Genomic DNA, 19758 nt, shown 5'->3' with positions numbered 1-19758 from the left:
GCCAAAAAAAGTGGGGGCCTGTCGAAAACTCGGGCCGCCTTCCCGCTGAAATACAACAAGGCGGGAAAAGCCCAGCGCAACACCAGGCCACAGGTGCCAAGAATGCGGTCACAACATGTCACCCAGAATGTCCGCTTCCAGCTATTCCCCTTGTCCTGTCGGCTTGACCTCGGCCGCCGTGCCGATCCATTCGACGATCTCGCCGGATTCGTCGAGCACCGGGATCGCGCGGGAAAAAACCCGGCCGGTTGTGCCGTCCCGACGCTCGACGCGATGCTCGAGCTCGAGCACCGACTTGCTCCGTGTCGCGCGGTCGATGGCTTCCATCACCATTTTTCGGTCGTCGCGATGAATGGACTGGTTCAGCCACGCCGGGTCGCGCTCTGCGGCTTCAGGTGTCGATGTTTTCGCCTCGAGATGCCATCGTTCGCGCCAGTCCGCGCTCATGCGGTAGACGCGATCGAAACTCCCCGGCACGCGGGCGCGCAACGGGTGCTCGGTGCGGCGAAACGCCGTTTCAGCCAGTTTCCGTTTCTCCGCTTCCTTATGGCGCGATATCACGATCGACGCGGTACTGGTAAGAAGTGCCGCCAGCTCGCAGTTGCGGCTTGTCACGTCACGAGGCTCAGGGTGATACAGCGCCAGCGATCCGATGAACTTTCCCGCCGCCGAGTCGACCGGAAAGCTCCAGCAGCCGCGATAGCCGAAACGGTCAGCAAGCCATCTCCATGGCTCCCAACGCGGATCGCTATGCACATCGACGGTGATGACGGCCTCGCCGGTATGCGTGGCCAGGCCGCATGCGAGCGACTCCGGTCCGATGGCGAAGGCGTCGACTGCCGCGGCGTAGTCGGCGCTCATGCCGACGATGTGATGCAGCACCTTGCCCGTCTCATCGGCGAGATAGAAGGCTGCGCGCGTGCCCTCCCCCAGCGAGGCGACGGCGACACGCGTGAGAATACCCAGTGAAGTCGCGAGCGGTTCACCGTTTACGGCCGCCTCGAGCGCCTCGCGCTGACCGATGGTCCAACGGTTCTGTTCGCACAACTCCCCGTATAGTTGCTCCGCGCGACTGCGTGCTTCGACAACATCTTCCAGCACGTTAAGCGTCGCGCGCCGTGCATCGCGAATATCCGAGTTGGCGCGCTGAAGCTCGCCGAGGCGGGCATTGAGCGCCGCTGTCGCGCGGCGGCGCTCCTCGGCCAGGGTGACATGGGCCTTGACGCGCGATCGCAGTTCACGTGCGGCAAATGGCTTGACGAGGTAGTCGTCGGCGCCCGCGTCGAGCCCTTCAACTTTCGATTCTTCGCCGGCGCGCGCCGACAGCAGGATCATGGGGATGTGCCGCGTTCGCGAATCGGCTCTCATCGCGCGCAGCAGTTCCAGGCCATCCATGCCTGGCATCATGATGTCGACGATCGCGATATCAGGAGGATGCGCCAGCGCGAACCGCAGCGCCGAATCGCCATCCTGCACAGTTTCGACGTCGTAGTCGTCGGCGAGCAGGCGTTTGACGTAGTCGCGCATATCGGCATTGTCGTCGGCGACCAGGATGCTGGCGCGTCGTCCGGAATTCTCCTGGCAGTTGACGGCATGGCCGGGGACTGCTTGCCCGTGATCATCAGCGGCACGCGTGTCGGGAACTGCGTTATCCGGCAACCAGCGTAGCGCCTCCTCGACGAAAGGACCGGCGCCAATGGCCGTGTTCTGACGCGGCGAATCCGCAAGCGTGGCGTGTCCGACCAGCCGCGAGGCACCGACGGGAATGCGTACCTCGAACGTCGTGCCCTGGTCGGGAACTGTGCTCACATTGATGGTGCCGCCATGCAGGTTCACCAGTTCCTTCACGAGCGCCAGGCCAATGCCCGAGCCTTCGTGAGAGCGGGCGCGCGCGCCGCGGATGCGGTGAAAACGTTCGAACAGGCGAGGCAGCTCGGCCGCGGGAATACCCGTGCCGGTATCGCTGACAGTCAGCACGAGCCGATCGCTGGACTCGGGGAAGACTCGCACGGTGATCTGGCCATCGAACGTAAATTTGAATGCGTTCGACAGCAGGTTAAGTACGATCTTTTCCCACATGTCCCGGTCGATCCACACCGCCTCCGCGAGCGGCGGACAATCGATCACCAGGCGCATCCCCGCACGCTCGATCGCCGACCGGAAGTTGCTCGCGAGTTCCGCACTGAATGTTGCGACGTCGACCGGCTCGAACGAAGCCTGTGCGCGCCCTGACTCGATGCGCGAAAAGTCGAGCAGTGTATTGACCAGCTTGAGCAGGCGCAACGCGTTGCGGTGCGCGATCTCGATGTCTTCGCGCAGCGGCGGGGAAAGAGGCTCTGCGTTGTGCAGCACCGCTTCGAGTGGGCCGAGCATCAGGGTCAGCGGTGTCCGGAACTCGTGGCTGACGTTGGCGAAGAAAAGCGTCTTCGTGCGATCGATTTCGGCGAGCGCTTCGGCGCGCTGGCGCTCGGCTTCGTAGGCGCGCGCATTGGCGATCGCGGTCGCCGATTGCGCCGCCACGAGATCGAGGAACGCGCGGTAGTCTTCGTCCAGCGGCAGTCGCGGACTGACGCCAGCGATCAGGAAGCCGGCCAACCGCTGCTGCCCTGCCCTGGACATAGGCAAGACGAGCGCCTGCTGCGTGGGCTCGGGCCACGGGCCGCCCGGCAGCGGGCCGAACCGCGCCATCAGGTCGTCGACAGCCACGGCCTTGCCCGCTTCCATCGCTTCGCGAAACGGCCACGGTGCATCGATGGTATCGAGATCTATGGTTGACGGGCTGGCGGGCGTGTCCGCCTCGAGGCCCGAATGCCCGGCGAGATGCAGCGACCAGCCGTCGTCGGACAACAGGTAGAGCAAGGCAAACGGCAGGTCGCTGGCATTGCGCGACAGTTCCGCAGCAGCGACCTTGCATGCGTCAACGTCGGCCTTCGCCTGGTTCGAGCGATCGGCGAGCGCCTGCAGCGTGGCCAGCCGCCGCCGGCCCAGGACTCGCGGTGTCTCTTCCGTGCAGGCGCAGAATACGCCGCCCACGCGGCCGTCGTCGTCCATGATCGGCCCGTACGAGAAGGTCATGAAGACCTCCTCGGGATAGCCGTTGCGCGTCATGACGATGAGCAGCTCCTCGTTCCAGTACGAGCGCCCTTCCTGCATTACCGCATCCGCTTGCGGTCCGACCAGCGGCCACGCCTCTGCCCAGACCTCCGGGGCGGGCCTGCCCAGCGCGCCTGGATGGCGCTTGCCGAGCACCGGCAGGTAAGCGTCGTTGTAGAAGTGGATCAGATCCGCCCCCCACCAGATCAGTAGCGGATACTGGCAGCCCAGCATGATTGACACGGCCGTCTTCAGGCTCTGTGGCCAGTGCTCGCGCGGTCCGAGCGGCGTCGTCGACCAGTCGAACTCGCGTGTACGCGCTCCCATCTCGCCGCCGTTGATCAGTGCGTCAGGCATCGTCCGATCCTCCTGTTGCGCTGAATTGCAACGGATAGCCAGGTGCTTCGCCAAGCCGCGCGCGCAGCACGTTGACCTCCGCCTTCAGCTCGATCATTCGCAGCTCGCGGCCCACCGCGACCCTGTTGAAGCGTTCGAGCTCCGCATTGCGCGCGTGAACCTCTTCTTCCGCCCTCACGCGTTCAATGGCAGCCCACGCCCGCTCGGCGACAAGTTCGAGGAACGTCAGTTCCTCGGCCGACCATACGTGGGATTCTCGGTGGTGCACGATGAGCGTGCCCGTTACGCGTCCGGCGTACCGCAAGGGTATGTTGGCCCACGCACCAATTACCATGCCGCGATCAAGCATGCTGTGTGCCGCCTCTTCGGCGCCTTCGCCAGCGGTACAGTCGCTCCAGCGTGTCCGGTCTGACAGCAGCTCACCCGGAAAAAGGGCCGCATTGCCACCGATCGCATAGCGCCCATCGGGATCGGGCATGTCCCGGGCGTTGCTGATGGCCACGATGCGTAGCGCGGCGCCGTCACCGCCTTCGACCCACATGACACGGGACGCGTCCAGCCGCTCGCGCAGCACGCGCGCCACCACTTGCTGCATGTCGCCGGAGACGGACAGGGGCCGAAGCGCATCGGCAAGCCGGACGAGAAACTCGCTGCGCCCGGCGCTTTCACGCAGCGCCTCCTCAGCGCTCCTGCGCTCCGTGATGTCCGTGAACGTGATTGCCACGCCAAGGACTGCCCCTGCTGCCGTGAGGTATGGGCGAACACGCCGAAGATACCAGCGGTCGTCATGGCCGTTGATCTCCGCTTCGCGTGGCTCATGGGTTCTTAGTACGGAGCGGACGTCGTCAAGGAGTGCCGGATCGTCGAATCTGGCGTTGAGATCGGTGATACGGCGGCCAACATCGACAGGTTTCAGCGGCAGCAGCGCGGTGATCGCAGGCGTGAACCACTGGATGCCCAGCCTGTCGTCGAGAAACAGCGTCATCACCGCGCCGGCGCTCAGGACGCGACTCTGCATTTCAAGTTCAGCGAGCTTTTCCTTGAGTTGTTCGTTCGATACGTGCAGCTCTTCGTTGAGAACCTGAAGCTCTTCGCGGGAAGCGTCCAGTTCTGCATAAGAGACGCGGAACGCCCTTCCCTGCGCCCCGCCGTCCCGATCGCGGCTTTGCCCGCGATATGGCGATCCATCGTCCGCATGCTGCGCCGTAAGGTCGAGCTCGGCGGGGATGAAAGACACCAGCAATCTCACCGCGGCGGCACCGCCGGCGGCTCGCATCGCCGTTACTCGCACGCTTGAGGAGTAGCGGCCTGTGGTGCGATTCGGGATGCCGTGCAGCGTGACGGACCGCTTTCCGGCGACAGCCTCGGCCGCGGCGGCTTTCAGGTCGGCGACGATGTAGGGGTCGGACAGATCGAGCAGGTTGTGGGTGGGCTGACCTGCGGGCTGGTGCAGGTAGGCACTGGTGTCACCATAGAACTGCAGGATGCGGAACTCGTGGTCGATCAGTACCGACGGCAGGTCCAGGTGCTCGATGGCCGCGCGGTGGGCGTTGGAAGATGCCGCTGCGCGATCATGCAGCACCTCGCGCGGCATCGTGATGCGGATATAGCCGCCCGACGCGGGGCCCGATTTACGGTAGAGCCCGCAACGCTCCGAGACCGCTTCAAAGCCTTGCTGATGCGGCGGCAGCACCTCCGTGTTGCCGAGGAACAGATAGCCGCCTATGCGCAGCGCAGCGTTGAGCTGGGTAAGAATGTGCTGAACGGCTTCCGTGTTCAGATAGATGAACAGGTTGCGGCACGTGACAATATCGAGATCGGGCAACGGCGGATCGGCGAGGAGATCGTGCGGTGCGAACACCATGCGCTCCCGCAATTCGCGCTTGATGCGAAGCGCACCGTCCGCGCTGTAGAAGAACGCCGACCGGCGCGTTTCGGAGACTTGCTGCATCGTCTCCTCCGAAAATACGCCGTGACTTGCTCGCGCGACGATTTCTGCCGATGCGTCAGTCGCAAAGACCTGAAACCCGGGGCGGTCCCGGCCAGTGCCCAGCGATTCCGCGAGCAGCATGGCAATGGAGTAGGCTTCTTCGCCCGTCGCGCATGCCGTCGTCCATGCGCGTACAGGTTCGTGGGGCAGCCCCCTGTCTGCGAGGGGCAGGATGACTTCGCGTCTCAGCACGTCCCATGCGTCGGGGTCGCGGAAGAACGCGGTGACGTGGATCGGCAGATGGCGAACCAGTGTATGGAGTTCCGTGGGATCGGCTCGCAAGAGGGCTTCGTAGTCGCGCAGCAGGGTCACCTGGCGCGCGTTCATGCGCTTCTGGATACGCCACAGCAGCGGCGACGGCTTGTAAGCGCTGAGATCGAGTCCTTCCTGCTGCCGGATCATGCCGACGATCCCGTCAAGCGCATCGGCGGTACGAGCGATCGAACCGGCAGGTCTGGCGGGCGGCTGATATGCCGGCGAGGCGCACCGCAGCAACTGAGGGGCAATGGCACTGACCGGAAGAATGTAGTGAGCGGCGCCACGCTCGAGAACCGCGTGCGGCATGCCGTCATACATGGCCGTAAGCGGATCCTGCACGATCACGGTTCCGCCATTGCGCAGGACGCTCGATGCGCCGGCGGCACCATCCTTTCCCGTGCCGGACAGGATGACCGCGATCGCCGCAGGGCCACAATCCCGGGCGAGACTCTCTAGAAACGCGTCGATGCTGTCGATGCCGGGACGCCGGTCCCCGCCTTCTGCAGGCGCTGAGCGGAAGACGCCGCCTTCTACCGTGAGGACTTCGTCGGCACTAGCCACGTAGAGATGATCGGCGTGCAGGCGTTCGCCGTCCCGGGCCTGCCTCGCTGGCAGCACGGACCATCGGGAGAGCAAGTGAAGAAGCTGCTGATGGTGTCCAGGCGCCATGTGCTGCACAAGCACCAGGGTCAATCCAGAACCCGCAGGTACAGAACCTACAAGAGTTTGCAGATCCGAGATGCTGCCGGCCGACGCCCCCACCCCTACTATGCAGGACGCAGGGCCATCAGCACGGTTTGCCGGACGCGTCGTCATGGCAGCCCCTTTGCCCATCTGCGCCTAGTTTAGTGCGCCTGTGAGGTTTCGCTGCGTTGCGCCGCTGTGGGTCTGCCCTGGCCGCCCGGCCTCCCCTGCCCGGCGGGACCGGCGTGCTTCCTTCGGCACGTCGTCTCGATATGGGGAAAGGGAGTCGGAAGGATTGCGTGGTTTTGCCGCGGCAAACCGCGTGCCGGTCCTGGGTAGCCCCCACAGGACGGGGGCTACCAGGGCCATCAGAAGCGCTTGTCGAACGACAACTTCGCCTGCACGTCGCTTCCGCCGAAGTAGTACGCGCCGAGGCCCACTTGCATATCGCTTGCGAGGCGATAGTTCAGCGCGCCCTTGAGACTGAACTGCGTCTGGCCGAAGCCCGGGTTGTGCACCGTGAAGGTCGCGCCTTCCGTGACGAGGCTGGCTGCCACCGAATGATCGCCGCGGCTGTCCCGGATGACCTTGAACCCGGTGTCGAAGCCAAAGCGGTCCGTCAGATTGCCGCTGAGACCCAGGCCCAGCACGAATGCTGTGCCGCTCTGCTTCATCTGCTGCACGGACAGCGCATCGGACGGCGAGGCCGAGTTCACTTCGGAGAATCCGTTGGTCTTGACCGAGTACGGCGCGACCTCCAGCGTCGTCTGCAGGCGCAGGTTGGCACCGTTGAGCACGTAGGCCAGGCCGACCGAACCCAGCCACGCATCGGACGACACACCATCAGCCTTGGCCGATCCATTGCCGGTCTGGCGGGTCAGATCGCTGCGATAGTAGCTGTATGCGGCGCGAGCCAGCGCATGCAGACCCAGTCCTCCTGGCAGTTCCGTGGCCCCCGACAGCGAGCCGGTCACGCCGTTGGACCTGCCGTTCAGATAGCTGCTGCTGGTCGAAACATCGTCGACCACCAGGTTCGCCTTCCATACCGAGCTCTTCAGCACGCCGGTGTAGCTGCCTTGCAGACCATCGGTCTTCAGCGCATAGCTGGCATAGCCTGCGTTGTCGGCATTGCGACGGCCGCCGAATACGCTGGCGTGGATACCCTGCTCCGTCCTGCCGATGTCACCGGCAATGTCCGAGCCTGGCGAGAAGAACAAGGCCTGTTTTCCTTGCTCGGTCAGGCTTGTGTACGCCTCCGGCGAGAACTTGGCGAACACGGTGTCGGTATTACCACCGGCTGCGAGCGTCGATACCATCCGGTCGAGCAGGCTGCCACCGTAGAACTGCTTGACGTTGCCCGACGAGTTCGCCTGCAGTCCGCTCAGGATGGCGCGATCGTTGTCAGTCTTGGCTACCGCTTGATAGAAGCCACTGAAGCCGGCGCTACCCAGGCCGACCACACTGCCCGTGCCCAGGCTGAACAACGCCTCCTGTCCATAGTCCTTCTGCACCGTCGAGAATGCGCCGGTCAGCTTCCCCGGCGTGTAGGCGAACAGCTGGATTGCCTCGCCGTAAGCCACGTCCGCACCGCCGTTGTAGTTGGCAATATTGAGCGTCGTGCCATCCTGGATCTTGAGCGCTCCGGTCACCTTCACCTGATCGAAGTCTTTGCCGGCGACCCGGTTGAGCGCAGCATTGGCGATCTCCATCTTGGTGGTCGAGCCGCTGGCCAGGGTCACGTTCTCGACTTGCAGCATGCCGGGAGAGTTGCCGGGCGACAGCAGCGAGTTTGCCCCCATCACCAGGTTGCCCGAGAGCGAGCCATTTCCGGACAGGACACCGCCGACAATCTGCGTATTCGAGGCGGTCACCGTACCCAGAACCGAGGGGTCGGCGGCATTGCCGAGGTGCAGCGTCGGCACTGTGCCCGGATTGTTCGAGACCACGGAGATGGTGCCGGCGGCAAGCGAGCCCTGTACATCGAGCCGTGCGGTGTCGGAAACATTGACGGCACCGGAGGTGACATTGGCCTGTGCCCCCACTTCAAGCAGCGAATTCGCGTTGAGTGCGATGGTGTCTGCCTTGGCCGTGCTCCCCGCTGCCACCGACAGCGTGGCATCCTGATTCAGCTGAATCAACGGGAACGAAAGCGTGCTGCCCGCAGAGACCGATGCGGAAACCGGGCCTGCTGAGCCCCCCAGCGTGAACGCGCTGTTCGGATCGGTAGACGCCAGCGTGTTGTTGACGTTGAAGTTGCCTCCGCGGACATCGAATACACCGGAACCGGTCACGGTGCCGGAGAAGGCGCCGCCCTGCTGAACGGTCAGGCGATTCGATCCCAGATCGATGTTCCCTGCCCCGCTCAGTGCGTTGATGCTCTCGTTGCCGCTGACCAGTTTCAGCGTGCCGACAGCGTGCTGGCTGCTGTTGACGGCGACATTCATCGACTCGCTGAGAATCGAGTCGCCATCCAGCGCCACCACGCCCTGGTTGATGATCAGCGTGCCGCCGATATTCACTGCGCCCGCGGGGCTTCCCGCCTGACGGGACAGCGTGAGCGTGCCGGTGCCCTCCTTCACCATCGAGCCGGCGCCGACGATCCTACCCGAATAGGCCGAGTCACCGTTCTGTGTCAGCCGCAGGACGCTGCCTGGCTGCACATTGACAATCCCCGACGTGCCACCGGTCAGGCCGGCCGTCGCCACACCGCGGTTGCCGGACACATTGACGGTGCCGTTGTTGGTGATCGTACCCGTGCTCCCCAGATCGGCGTTCAGGTTGGCCGTGCCGTTGTTCGTCACCGACGCCGCGACTTGTACCGCATTGATGTTGAAGGTGCCGTGGTTGGTCACCGCGCCGATGGTATCGGCCGTGCCCGCCGTGAACGTGGCGCCGCTGGCGATCTTCACCGGACCCGTATCCGCCAGGGTACCGCCACCGGTCGTGTCCAGCGTGCCCGCGCTCACCACGGTGCCGCCCAGGTTGGTGCTCGCCCCCGTCAGCGTCAGCGTGCCGGCACCATCCTTGGCAAAGGCGCCGTTGCCCGCGAATGCCCCGCTGAACGTGGAATTGCCGCTCTGGTCGATCGTGATCGCATCGCCTGCATTGGCCAGCGCGAATACACCGTTGCCGGTCAGGGTCGGGGTATGGATCGTCTGCGCGCCATTGACCGACCAGCTGCCGTTGTTCACGACGCCGCCTGCTGCCACTTCGCTCGATTGCACAACGACTGCACCGCCGTTGTTGGTCACAGCCGCCATGGTCTGTGCCGCATTGACGTTGACGGTGCCGCTGTTGGTCACCACGCCGATGGTATCGGCGGTGCCCGCCGTGAACGTGGCGCCGCTGGCGATGGTTACCGCGCCGTTGTCCGCCAGGGTACCGCCACCGGTGGTGTCCAGCGTGCCCGCGCTCACGAGCGTGCCGCCGGTGTAGGTATTGGCGCCGGTCAGCGTCAGCGTGCCTGCGTCAAGCTTCTCCAGCGCGCCGCTGCCGGCAATGACGCCCGCGTAGGTGCTTGCCCCGCTCTGGTACAGATGCAGCGCATCGGTGCTCTGCGCCAGGTTGATGACGCCCGACGTACCGCCAGTCAGGCCGGTCGTTACCACGGAGCGGTCGCCCGACACATTGACAATGCCGTTGTTGGCGACCGTACCCGCGCTTGCGAGATCGGCATTCAGGTTGGTCGTACCGTTGTTGGTCACCGACGCCGCAGCTTGTACCGCATTGACGTTGAAGGTGCCGTGGTTGGTCACCGCGCCGATGATATCGGCCGTGCCTGCCGTGAACGTGGCGCCGCTGGCGATGGTTACCGCGCCGGTATCCGCCAGGGTGCCGCCGCCGGTCGTGTCCAGCGTGCCCGCGCTCACCACGGTGCCACCCAGGTTGGTGCTCGCCCCCGTCAGCGTCAGCGTGCCGGCACCATCCTTGGCAAAGGCCCCATTGCCGGTGAATGCCCCGGCAAAGGTGGAGTTGCCGCTCTGGTCGATCGTGACCGTGTCAGCCGCATTGGCCAGCGCGAATACGCCGTTGCCAGTCAGGGTCGGGGTATGGATCGTCTGCGCGCCATTGACCGACCAGCTGCCGTTGTTCACGACGCCGCCCGCAGCCACTTCGCTCGATTGCACAACGACTGCACCGCCGTTGTTGGTCACAGCCGCCATGGTCTGTGCCGCATTGACGTTGACGGTGCCGTCGTTGGTCACCACGCCGATGGTATCGGCCGTGCCCGCCGTGAACGTGGCGCCGCTGGCGATCGTTACCGCGCCGGTATCTGCCAGCGTACCGCCGCCGGTGGTGTCCAGCTTGCCCGCGCTCACGAGCGTGCCGCCGGTGTAGGTATTGGCGCCGGTCAGCGTCAGCGTGCCTGTGTCGAGCTTCTCGAGCGCGCCACTGCCGGCGATGACGCCTGCATACGTGCTTGCTCCGCTCTGGTACAGGTGCAGTGCATCGGTGCTCTGCGCCAGGTTGATGACCCCCGACGTGCCACCGGCCAGGCCGGTCGTCGCCACGGAGCGGTCTCCGGACACATTGACGGTGCCGTTGTTGGTGACCAGGCCTGCGCTTGCCAGGTCGGCATTCAGGTTGGTCGTACCGTTGTTGGTCACCGACGCCGCAGCTTGTATCGCATTGACGTTGAAGGTGCCGTTGTTGGTCACCGCGCCGATGATATCGGCCGTGCCCGCCGTGAACGTGGCGCCGCTGGCGATGGTTACCGCGCCGGTATCCGCCAGGGTGCCGCCGCCGGTCGTGTCCAGCGTGCCCGCGTTCACCACGGTGCCGCCCACGTTGGTGCTTGCCCCCGTCAGCGTCAGCGTGCCGGCACCGTCCTTGGCAAAGGCACCATTGCCCGTGAATGACCCGCCGAAGGTGGAGTTGCCGCTCTGGTCGATCGTGACCGTGTCAGCCGCATTGGCCAGCGCGAATACGCCGTTGCCGGTCAGCGAAGGCGTCTGGATCGTCTGCGCGCCGCTGACCGACCAGCTGCCGTTGTTCACGACGCTGCCCGCAGCCACTTCGCCCGATTGCACCACCGAGGCTGTAGCAGCGTTCGTCAATGCGCCGCTCACCGTCACGGAGCCGGCCGTCGCAAAGGTCGCTCCGGCATTGTTGGTTACGCTCTGGAATGCGCCCCCATCGACCAGCGAGATCACACCGCTATTGCTGACATCCCCTGCCGTCAGCGTAGCGCCGGCGACGATCTGGCCACCGGCCTGTACGTCCACGGTGGTCATCGTTTCCGCGCCGCCAAGGACCAGCGTGCCGCCGTTGATCGTGACGCTACCGCCAGCCGGCCGCATCAGATGGCCAATGTTCGCCTGGTTATCGATCGTCGATACCAGGCCGCCATTCAGCACAAGCGAGCTGATCTGGTTCTGGCCGGTCAGGAACAGCGTACCGTTGTAGCCGGCGGCTCCCACCTTCAGGCTGCCGTTGGTGATATTGCCGTCCATGTATGCCGTGTAACGCGCATCGGGTGCCAGGATGCCCTGGCTACCGGCATATTGCCCATAGACAGCGATATTGCCCTGGTTACCCGCCAGGTCGATGTCGTTCTTGAGCCGCACCGAGCCCTGGCTGTATTCCGAGCCAAAGACCATCGTCGAGTTTGCCGACAGATAGGAGCTTCCCCATTGCAGGGTCTGCCTCGCGCCGGTCGGGGTCTGCCCAAAGGCCACGGTAATACCGTCGGCGGTACCGGCTGCAAAGCCGCCGGCGCCATTCCAGATGAACTGGCCGGGCACGGCCGATCCCGCGCGCTGGGTCACATCCGAACTCAGCAGCAGGGTGCCGACAGTGCTGGTGGCAAGGCCGGAACCAAGCGTGCCGGCGCCGTTGAATACGACGCTGCTTGCCGAATTGATCCCCACCCCGAGGTCCGCCTGGAGCGTACCGCCCTGCAGGATGGTCTTCCCCGAGTAAGTGTTCGTGCCGGCAAGCTGCACCAGACCGCCGCCGCCGATCTGCAAGTCGGCGCCCGCGCCGGGTGCGTAGCCGCCGCTCCCGATGCTCGCGGCGCTGTCGTCGGCGATCTGTCCCTCGATCCGGATGGTATTGCCGACACCTGGCGCCAGCAGCACGCTGGATCCCTTCATCATGAAAATGTCCGAGCCCGATGCCTGGCCTGCCTGCCCGCCATTGTTGCTGGAGCCGGCAAGGACGGTGTTGTCCCGGAACAGCACGTTGCCCGTCAGCGTCAGGCTGCCGCCCGCACGCACGAAGATGGCGCCGCCGTAGCCCGAACCGCCGCCGCCCTCCTCGCCGTCACCGTTGCTGCCAACGCCGCCGCCAAAACCGGCCTTGCCGCCGTCGCCCGCGCTGCCATCCGCTGCATTGCCAGTGCCACCGCCCTGCCCGGCTGCACCGCCCGAGCCGCCGCCTGCACCAAAGCCACCTGCGCCACCGTTGCCGCCATCACCGCCATTGCCGCCGTCAGTGAAGCTCAGCGCACCGCTGCCGCCATTGCCGCCGCTGCCACCGGCACCGCCGCCGTAGAAGGTGGATCCATTGCCGCCTTTGCCACCGCTGCCGCCGTCGCCGCCACGCCCGGCAGTGCCGTTGGAGAGATCGACGCCCCATTGCGCCAGGTTGGCGATCGCGATACCGAGATCGACATACGATTTGGCCGCCGCGGCGACGTGCGCCGCCGACAGGGCTGCCGCGGGCGGGAATGTGGCGAGTGCCGCCGCGGCCTCCGCCGTGTTGGTGGCGGCGTCAACGGTCGCCATGATGACGGAATCGGTCATCTCGTAGTTGAACGGGATGCCGTTGCTGCCGGAACCGGCGTTGCCGCCCTTGCCGCCAGCCGCGCCATTGCCGCTCTGGCCGGAACCACCATTGGTGCCGCTTCGCCCTTCGCCATCGGTCACATAGACGATGGCCTGCGGGCCGGAAACACCGTTGCCGCCATTCGCGCCCACCGTACCGGTAGCCGCGATATTGTTGAGCGATCCGCCCACGCTATAGGGCGAGCTCGCCTGGAAGGCCGTGACCGTGACGCCGGGAGTCAGGTTGTTGCTGAGGGTGACCACGTTGCCGGCGATACTGGTAATCGTCGTCCCGTCGGGAATGCCCGCGCCGGTCACCTGCATCCCGACCTGAAGGCCCGAAGTGCTGGTCAGCGTCAGGCTGCGCGCGCCTTGCGCGGTGATGCTCTGGATGGTCAGTGCCGTGGGATTGCCGGTAAGCGCGTTGCTCAGCGTCACCACGCCGGTCGTCGGGTCGATGGCGACAATGGTGGTGTTGGGCGGAATGCCCGTTCCCGTCACCACCTGGCCTACCTTCATGTGGCTGTCGACTGCGGTCAGCTGAATGGTCGTCTGGCCGACCGTAGTCGCCGGCAGGCTGGCCGAGAATTGCAGGGCCGTCGACGAAATCGCCTGAGACAGCGTGACCTGGTTGCCGTTGATCGCCAGGATCTTGGTCCCGGTCGGAATGCCATCGCCGGTCAGTGTCATTCCGACCGCCAGGCCCAGGCCAGTCGCCGGCAGGGTCAGGACCTGCCCGCCGCCCGAAACGGCGAACTGCGATGCGGAAAACTGTGTGACGTTGACCAGGCTGAGCGCCTGGCTGCCGGTCACGGTGACGGCGTTGCTCAACGTGATGCCGGTGACGACGTTATTCTGGTCGCGCGTCACATCCGTGATCATCGTGCCCGGCGGGATGCCGGTTCCCAGGACCGACATGCCGACCGCGACATCCGAGATGGCCAGCGCGCCAAAGTTGGCCGCGCTGATGATGTTGGTGCCCGCCGTCAGCTGTGCGCTCGTGAGCGACTTGATCGACTGGCTGTCGACGGCGATCGGCTGCGCAAATGTGACGGCATTGCCGTTGACGCTCGAGATCGTGGTGGTGGCGGAGCCGGTCCCACCAATGCTGACGACCTCGCCAGACTGGACCAGCGGGTTCGCCGAGCCCATGGTCGCGCCTGTCACCACGATCGTGCCGTTGTTGTTCACCAGTGTCGGCGTCACCTGGAACGCGGTCACCGACGACACCGTTGCATTCTTGTCCGCCAGCGCAATGGATTGCGCGTTGACGGTGACGTCAGGCGTGCTGCCACCGTCGCCACCCCTGGCGACGTTCTGCACGAAACTCACGTTGTTGAGAGTCAGGCTGCCGCCGCTGTTGACGAAGAACACCCCGCCCAGGCCCGCGCCGCCGCCGCTACCTGCGCCACCCTGCGTGACGAAATTGGTAAAGACAGCGTTGCTTGTGATCGTCGGCGCCGCCTGGCCTCCAACGCCGACCATCCAGCCTCCTCCGCCATTGCCATCCACGACAGTCTGCGTGGCGGCATGCAACCCACCGGCCGAGGTCAGCGAGATCGCGGCAACTGTCCCAAGGCGTGTCAGGCGTGAGCGCCCCGGCTTGCCGCGTCCCTTCGCCGTCTCTGCAACAGCCACCCAGCTGCTCGTGGCAGCGTTCCAAACCAATCGAAATACGTGATTCAAAGATGGCCGTTTCATTGACGGAGACCCGGTAGTTTTAAGAATGAGGCGCCAATGCTAGGAACCGGGACTCTCGCTGGAAAGTGCGCACCTTTGCGCAACTGCATCCAGAGTTTGATCGAGGCAAACTTTTCTGCAAACGCTGACTAAACGCGGATCTGGCTCTTGACGAATGACGTGTCGGGTGCGTCGTATCGGCGGGCCCCTCGGCGGGCTTTTTAGGCGGCGCCCCCAGTTTCCTGGCGGGCTATGGCAGACGGCGCCCTCAAGGTCGGCCTGTTTCGTCCGATAACTCAGGCTTTCGCGTTTCACCGGCAGAAGACCGTGCGGGACGTGCGCAGCCTCCCTGGCAAGCGCCTGTTCCCCGTTCTGCCCAATATCGAAGACGGAGTTGTTATGTCCAGCGCTGTTGCACAAGCGCACTGCGATGCCCTTGTGGGGCTGCGCATCCTGATTGTCGACGACAATCCCGACGATCGCCGTCTGTTGGCGGAATACCTCGGTACCCAAGGCAGCCGCGTCTACCTGGCGGAAGACGGCCACGACGGCTTCAGGAAGGCATTGGCGATTCTTCCGGACCTGATCCTGATGGATGTCAGCATGCCGGTTTGCGACGGACTGACGGCGTCGCGACTGCTGAAATCGGCATCGGACACGCGCACGATTCCAATCATCTTCCTGACCGCGGCCGGTCAGCCGGCCGAGCGTGTCGAAGGCCTTCAGTCGGGCGCGATCGATTATGTAGTCAAGCCGTTCGAGTTGAAGGAAGTGGCGCTTCGCCTGAGCATCCATGCGCGTGCAGGCCGCCACAGCCGGGACACGGGCGTCCAGATGGCGGGAAACAATGCGCTGGACTCGCACTTGTTCCGGGATGGGCGCCGCCGATTGCTATCGAGGCTTCATGAGACACCGGCAGTTCCGAATCTTGCGGAGGCGCTCAGCACGAACACGTTGCGCCTGAACCAGGCATTCAAGCGGTGTGCGGGCGTTACAGTCCTGGATTTCCTGTTCGAGGCACGCATGCAATACGCTGCGAGCCTGCTGACCAGGACAACGATCGATATTCAAGCCATCGCCAGTGATATCGGATACACGACCCGGCAGAACTTCTCGACGGCCTTTCGGAGGCGATTCGGCATGTCGCCGAACGAATCTCGCCTGCATTACGTCGAGACTTGATCGTGCAGCGACCTTTGCGAATCGGTCATTATTGTTTTTCAGATGACCATTTTCTCCGAGATGCGGCGACACATCGGCTCGCCTGACCGGCAATCCGCTATCGTACGGGCCTCTATGCTGGCTGCAGCACCGAATCGCCAGCGAGCAGGCTTCCGTGCCGGTCGCCACAGGCTCGCGCTGTCATCCGCGGTTTCGGGAACGGGCTGCCGGCGCTGTCCCGCCATCAGTCCCGTCACTCGCCTATTGTTCCTCCGCGCCATGACTCGTATCCTCGTTGTCGATGATCACGCCAGTGATCGCAGCCTGCTTGCCGATTTTCTGGGTCAGCAGGGATTTCGCGTCTACATGGCGAGCGACGGCCTGGACGGCGTGAACAAGGCGCGTGCATGCCGGCCCGATCTCATCCTGATGGATATCTCGATGCCCCGCTGCGACGGGATGTCGGCCTGCCGGCAACTGAAGGACGATCCGGCCACGCGCGAGATTCCGGTCATTTTCCTGACGGCGTCCTGTCATCCCGAAGAACGTGTCGCAGGGCTTGAGGCCGGTGCGATCGACTACATCACAAAGCCATTTCACTTCGATGAAGTACGACTGCGGCTCGCCATCCATCTGACGCTCGAACTGGAATCGAGCGTTCCGGCGCCGATGGTCGAAATCGCCACGCCAGGCACTGAAGCTACGAGCCTTGACGTTGCCCTCTTTCGCCAGGTACGGGCCATCGTACTGGGAAACTTCGTCGATGTTCCCGATGTTGAAACATTGGCGCGCCAGACCAGCACGTCTGCGCGGCGACTGTCGCTTGCCCTGAAGCGTTGCACAGGCCTCACGGTTTTCGATTACGTCCGGGAAGAGCGTTTGAGAGAGTCGAAACGCATGCTGCTTGAAACCGATAGTGACATTGCGACGATCGCCATGCGGGTTGGGTACACGAACGGTGCAAACTTTTCGACCGCATTCAAAGCGCGATTTGGCATATCTCCGACCGACATGCGGAATTCGCGAGACCGCAACAGCGCATTACGATGAAGTCAGTGACTCTGCCATTTTCCCGCGCATGCGGTGCGTTCATATTCGCCTTGCTGGCCCTGATCTGGACGCATCATGCTCTGGCTGCCAAGGCACCCTGGCCGCAAGCGGTCGACATCGCCACGGTAGATACCGAACACGCGTTGCGGACGGAACTCCTGCTGTTCGATGATCCATCAAACAGCCTGGACGCGGGCGCGGTCCTGCGTCAATCGAACTGGCTTCCTGCGACGCCGCGCACGCTTTCCCGCGGCTTTACCCGCTCGGCGGTCTGGATCGCGGGCACGTTTGTCAACCGTGGCACACAGACGGTGACACGTTGGGTATCGGTCAATCCTGTCCGGCTGGAGGACGTGTCGTTCTACAGCGTCGACGACGCGCGCCTTACCGCCAGGGAACGCTATCGGTCAGGGGTGGGCGCACCGCTGGCGGAGCGGCCGATCGATTCTGCACAGATCGCATTCCCGGTCACGCTCGCACCAGGCGAGCAGCTGCAATATCTGGTCCGTGTACGCAGCCGGTCGGCCCTGACCTTGTCGCTTAAGGTATGGCATCCGAGCGCATTTCAGGACGCCCAGTTGTGGCAGACAACCGGCCACATGCTGCTGACGGGCGCGATGCTGGCGATGGCTGCCATTGCCGCGGTACTGGCAGTGGTCTGGCGCGACCGGATCTTCGTATTGCTGACAGCAACCGTCATTGCCGAAGTCGTGTATGAACTGGCGTTTGAAGGCCTTCTGTACGCGCTGTGCCTCAGTCAAGGGGGGGAATGGGTGGTACGGTTGCCGAGCATCGCCGGCAACGCCAGCGTCGCGCTGTTCTCCTCCCTTCTGATGACATTCCTCGGGTTCGAACGGTTTCGGGTTTGGCGATGGATCTACTCGGCGGTGATCGTCGGGATTGCAGGCGCCGCTGTCTGGGCAGCGTTCGGTGACTACCGAACGAGCGCAGCGCTTGGGGTGCAAGGCGTCTTCCTCTGCAATCTGGTCTGGATCGCCTCTTTTGCGGATGGAGTCCGCCGACGGATACCGAATGCGCGCCTGATCCTCATTGCGTTCCTGCCCGATTGCGCCACGCTGTTTGCACGACTGGCGACCATCGCCGGAATGGCTTCCCCGGCGTGGTACACGGGCACCGCTCAGATCTGGGACAGTATTGGCGTTCTGGTCCTGCTCTCGCTGGTGATCGGCGGAAGGGCGCGGCAGCTGGTCCTCAGGCAGCAGCGTACGCAACAGGCGCTGGCGGCAGAGCGCGAGGCGACTCGGGAAAAGCTGGAGCAGGCGGTGGCAACGCGCACGCGCGAACTGCGGGAAGCACTCGTCCGCGCCGATGACGCGGTCCGGGCCAAGACCGATTTTCTCGCGCGGATCAGCCATGATCTTCGTACACCGCTTACGTCGATCATCGGCTTCGCCGACCTCATCCAGGCAGATGGCCGCGAGGATGCCGAACGGGGACGCATCATCCGCCGTAGCGCAGCGCATATGCTCGGCATGGTCAACGACCTGATCGACTACGCAAACGGACGGGCTGCAGAGGCGCTTTCTCCGCAGCCGGTCTATACCTATGCGCTGCTGGACACCGTCGCGCAGCACGGCGCTGCCCTCGCGGTACGTGGCGGCAATGCATTCTCCGTCGATATCGCCGGCGACTTGCCGCCCGTGATCGAGCTTGACGATCGGCGCATGCAGCAGGTGCTCGGCAATCTGCTCGACAACGCCGCCAAGTTTACTGAGCGCGGCACGATTGGCCTGACGGTCACTGGCCGCGTGGTCGACACGACACACCGCCGCTGGAGTCTGTGTATCTCCGTGGCCGACAGCGGCTGCGGCATTGCCACCGAAGACCAGGCACGCATCTTCGAGCCGTTCGTGCGCGCACTGCAGGGCGATCATCGGCCCGGGATTGGTCTCGGACTCTCCATCGTCAAACTCTGGACCAGCCGGATGGGAGCGACGTTGCACCTCGAGAGCGTACCTGGCGCGGGAACCACCGTCGTCATGGAACTGCTCGTCAACGAGACGGATGAAGCCGCGATCAGCAATGTGCGCATGCAGGAGCCGGCCGCCGCCCTTCCCCAGATCGACGGCCATGGGCACCGTGTGCTCGTGGCCGAAGATACCGACGAGATCCGCGAACTTCTGCGCGGGGATTTGCTGAGTCTTGATTTTGAGGTGGAAGTGTTCGCCGACGGTGCTTCGGCCGTGCAACGCCTGGCGTCCCCGGAAGGCGCGCCAATTTCGCTCGTGGTGACAGACCAGTTGATGCCGGGCGCTTCCGGTCAGGCGGTACTGCATGCGGCGCGTGGCCGGGACCCGCGCCTGCCGGTGATCATGATGTCAGCGGTACCGCTTCATCGCACAATGACCGGCGAGGACTTTGACGCATATCTGCAAAAGCCGGTGAGTCTCGCCGACCTGCGCAACACGATCGCCAACCTCCTGAATCTTTCCCGTCCTGACCAGTCACCGACTTCCACGGCAACAGAGGTCGTGGTGCTCAAGCCCCCCACGAAGCGATTGCTGGACGAAGCGCGCATGCTCGCTGAACTCGGCGCTGTCTCGGACTTGCTGGACTGGACAGAGAACGTTGCCTCCCTGGACCCCGCCTGCGAACCGTTCGCCGCCAGGATCAGGCAGTTGGCCAAGCGTGGCGAGCTTGACGAGCTTCAATCGATGATCGGCACGAATGCGCCGGCCTCCATCGCGTCATGCTAGA

General features: G+C 64.3%; 6 protein-coding genes. 3 read left to right on the top strand and 3 right to left on the bottom strand.

Annotated features, from left to right (window positions below):
* Window positions 1-141: 141 nt before the first annotated feature.
* The 3 genes from KHO41_RS36240 to KHO41_RS36230 form a co-directional block, all read right to left on the bottom strand.
* Entirely contained in the window at window positions 142-3450 is a 3309-nt protein-coding gene (locus KHO41_RS36240) for an ATP-binding protein (RefSeq protein ID WP_211958047.1), read from the bottom strand.
* Window positions 3443-6514, bottom strand: coding sequence for a CheR family methyltransferase (locus KHO41_RS36235; protein ID WP_211958046.1), 3072 nt, complete (start codon window positions 6512-6514; stop codon window positions 3443-3445). Before KHO41_RS36235 ends, KHO41_RS36240 begins: the two co-directional genes overlap by 8 nt.
* A 236-nt stretch (window positions 6515-6750) precedes the next feature.
* Complete coding sequence (locus KHO41_RS36230) at window positions 6751-14850, bottom strand: autotransporter-associated beta strand repeat-containing protein (RefSeq protein WP_280519729.1); 8100 nt, start codon at window positions 14848-14850, stop codon at window positions 6751-6753.
* 231 nt (window positions 14851-15081) lie between these two features.
* On the opposite strand from KHO41_RS36230, the gene KHO41_RS36225 reads away from it, so the two are divergent.
* From KHO41_RS36225 to KHO41_RS36215, 3 genes are all read left to right on the top strand, one after another.
* On the top strand, window positions 15082-16011 hold the full coding sequence (locus KHO41_RS36225; RefSeq protein WP_376989942.1) for a response regulator transcription factor: 930 nt from the start codon (window positions 15082-15084) through the stop codon (window positions 16009-16011).
* 258 nt (window positions 16012-16269) lie between these two features.
* Window positions 16270-17040: a response regulator transcription factor gene (locus KHO41_RS36220; RefSeq protein WP_211958044.1), complete on the top strand. Its 771-nt coding sequence runs from the start codon at window positions 16270-16272 to the stop codon at window positions 17038-17040.
* Complete coding sequence (locus KHO41_RS36215) at window positions 17037-19757, top strand: ATP-binding protein (protein WP_211958043.1); 2721 nt, start codon at window positions 17037-17039, stop codon at window positions 19755-19757. Before KHO41_RS36220 ends, KHO41_RS36215 begins: the two co-directional genes overlap by 4 nt.
* Window position 19758: the final 1 nt, after the last annotated feature.

The organism is Cupriavidus numazuensis (assembly GCF_905397435.1).
GTDB lineage: Bacteria > Pseudomonadota > Gammaproteobacteria > Burkholderiales > Burkholderiaceae > Cupriavidus > Cupriavidus numazuensis.
This window is presented reverse-complemented; position numbering and strand designations above follow the sequence as displayed.

What these genes read in the sequence shown, in the direction of transcription:
- KHO41_RS36240 (WP_211958047.1), bottom strand. Translation starts at nt 3,450, where the DNA reads ATGCCTGACGCACTGATCAACGGCGGCGAGATGGGAGCGCGTACACGC.
- KHO41_RS36235 (WP_211958046.1), bottom strand. Translation starts at nt 6,514, where the DNA reads ATGACGACGCGTCCGGCAAACCGTGCTGATGGCCCTGCGTCCTGCATA.
- KHO41_RS36230 (WP_280519729.1), bottom strand. Translation starts at nt 14,850, where the DNA reads ATGAAACGGCCATCTTTGAATCACGTATTTCGATTGGTTTGGAACGCT.
- KHO41_RS36225 (WP_376989942.1), top strand. Translation starts at nt 15,082, where the DNA reads ATGGCAGACGGCGCCCTCAAGGTCGGCCTGTTTCGTCCGATAACTCAG.
- KHO41_RS36220 (WP_211958044.1), top strand. Translation starts at nt 16,270, where the DNA reads ATGACTCGTATCCTCGTTGTCGATGATCACGCCAGTGATCGCAGCCTG.
- KHO41_RS36215 (WP_211958043.1), top strand. Translation starts at nt 17,037, where the DNA reads ATGAAGTCAGTGACTCTGCCATTTTCCCGCGCATGCGGTGCGTTCATA.